Consider the following 2,680-nt stretch of genomic DNA (forward strand, 5'->3'; position numbering starts at 1 on the left):
CTCGTGACTGCGTGCCTTTTGAAGAATGAGCCTGCGAGTTTGCGGTGTGTTGCGAGGTTAACCCGGGTGGGGTAGCCGTAGCGAAAGCGAGTCCGAACAGGGCGGTTCAGTAGCACGCTCAAGACCCGAAGCGGAGTGATCTAGCCATGGGCAGGTTGAAGCGGAGGTAAGACTTCGTGGAGGACCGAACCCACCAGGGTTGAAAACCTGGGGGATGACCTGTGGTTAGGGGTGAAAGGCCAATCAAACTCCGTGATAGCTGGTTCTCCCCGAAATGCATTTAGGTGCAGCGTCGTGTGTTTCTTGCCGGAGGTAGAGCACTGGATAGGCGATGGGCCCTACCGGGTTACTGACCTTAGCCAAACTCCGAATGCCGGTAAGTGAGAGCGCGGCAGTGAGACTGTGGGGGATAAGCTCCATGGTCGAGAGGGAAACAGCCCAGAGCATCGACTAAGGCCCCTAAGCGTACGCTAAGTGGGAAAGGATGTGGAGTCGCAGAGACAACCAGGAGGTTGGCTTAGAAGCAGCCACCCTTGAAAGAGTGCGTAATAGCTCACTGGTCTAGTGATTCCGCGCCGACAATGTAGCGGGGCTCAAGCGTACCGCCGAAGTCGTGTCATTCCAGTATATAGGGCCAACGCCTGCTGGGATGGGTAGGGGAGCGTCGTGTGCCGGGTGAAGCCGCGCCGGAAGGCAGTGGTGGACGGTTCACGAGTGAGAATGCAGGCATGAGTAGCGATACAAACGTGAGAAACGTTTGCGCCGATTGACCAAGGGTTCCTGGGTCAAGCTGATCTGCCCAGGGTAAGTCGGGACCTAAGGCGAGGCCGACAGGCGTAGTCGATGGATAACCGGTTGATATTCCGGTACCCGCTGTGAAGCGTCAAACATCGAACCAGGCGATGCTAAGTCCGTGAAGCCGCCCCGGATCCTTCGGGTGAAGGGGAGTGGTGGAGCCGACGAACCAGACTTGCAGTAGGTGAGTGATGGGGTGACGCAGGAAGGTAGTCCATCCCGGGCGGTGGTTGTCCCGGGGTAAGGGTGTAGGCCGTGCGATAGGTAAATCCGTCGTACATGAGGCTGAGACCTGATGCCGAGCCGATTGTGGTGAAGTGGATGATCCTATGCTGTCGAGAAAAGCCTCTAGCGAGTTTCATGGCGGCCCGTACCCTAAACCGACTCAGGTGGTCAGGTAGAGAATACCGAGGCGTTCGGGTGAACTATGGTTAAGGAACTCGGCAAAATGCCCCCGTAACTTCGGGAGAAGGGGGGCCATCACTGGTGATCCGATTTACTCGGTGAGCTGGGGGTGGCCGCAGAGACCAGCGAGAAGCGACTGTTTACTAAAAACACAGGTCCGTGCGAAGCCGTAAGGCGATGTATACGGACTGACGCCTGCCCGGTGCTGGAACGTTAAGGGGACCGGTTAGTCACTCTTCGGGGTGGCGAAGCTGAGAACTTAAGCGCCAGTAAACGGCGGTGGTAACTATAACCATCCTAAGGTAGCGAAATTCCTTGTCGGGTAAGTTCCGACCTGCACGAATGGCGTAACGACTTCTCGACTGTCTCAACCATAGGCCCGGTGAAATTGCACTACGAGTAAAGATGCTCGTTTCGCGCAGCAGGACGGAAAGACCCCGGGACCTTTACTACAGTTTGATATTGGTGTTCGGTTCGGCTTGTGTAGGATAGCTGGGAGACTGTGAAGCTCGGACGCCAGTTCGGGTGGAGTCGTCGTTGAAATACCAGTCTGGTCGTGCTGGATGTCTAACCCGGGTCCGTGATCCGGATCGGGGACAGTGTCTGATGGGTAGTTTAACTGGGGCGGTTGCCTCCCAAAGGGTAACGGAGGCGCCCAAAGGTTCCCTCAGCCTGGTTGGCAATCAGGTGGTGAGTGTAAGTGCACAAGGGAGCTTGACTGTGAGACCGACGGGTCGAGCAGGGACGAAAGTCGGGACTAGTGATCCGGCGGTGGCTTGTGGAAGCGCCGTCGCTCAACGGATAAAAGGTACCCCGGGGATAACAGGCTGATCTTCCCCAAGAGTCCATATCGACGGGATGGTTTGGCACCTCGATGTCGGCTCGTCGCATCCTGGGGCTGGAGTCGGTCCCAAGGGTTGGGCTGTTCGCCCATTAAAGCGGTACGCGAGCTGGGTTTAGAACGTCGTGAGACAGTTCGGTCCCTATCCGCTGCGCGCGCAGGAATATTGAGAAGGGCTGTCCCTAGTACGAGAGGACCGGGACGGACGAACCTCTGGTGTGCCAGTTGTTCTGCCAAGGGCATGGCTGGTTGGCTACGTTCGGGAGGGATAACCGCTGAAAGCATCTAAGCGGGAAGCCTGCTTCGAGATGAGTATTCCCACCCACTTGATGGGGTAAGGCTCCCAGTAGACGACTGGGTTGATAGGCCAGATATGGAAGCCTGGTAACGGGTGGAGTTGACTGGTACTAATAGGCCGAGGGCTTGTCCTCAGTTGCTCGCGTCCACTGTGTTGGTTCTGAAACCACGAACAACCCCGCATCCAGGGTCACGGGTGTGGTGCGGTTGAGTGTTTCATAGTGTTTCGGTGGTCATAGCGTGAGGGAAACGCCCGGTTACATTCCGAACCCGGAAGCTAAGCCTTACAGCGCCGATGGTACTGCAGGGGGGACCCTGTGGGAGAGTAGGACGCCGCCGAAC

At 57.1% G+C, this 2,680-nt stretch carries 2 rRNA genes (1 of these 2 only partly in view); both read left to right on the forward strand.

The features are described 5' to 3' along the window. Nucleotides 1-2,472 (forward strand): 23S ribosomal RNA (locus ACFU5F_RS41980); it begins 728 nt to the left of the window's first position. Nucleotides 2,473-2,563: 91 nt separating this feature from the next. Then, nucleotides 2,564-2,680, forward strand: a 5S ribosomal RNA gene (rrf, locus tag ACFU5F_RS41985).

It is taken from the genome of Streptomyces sp. NPDC057438 (assembly GCF_042802995.1).
In the GTDB taxonomy this organism is placed as follows: domain Bacteria; phylum Actinomycetota; class Actinomycetes; order Streptomycetales; family Streptomycetaceae; genus Streptomyces.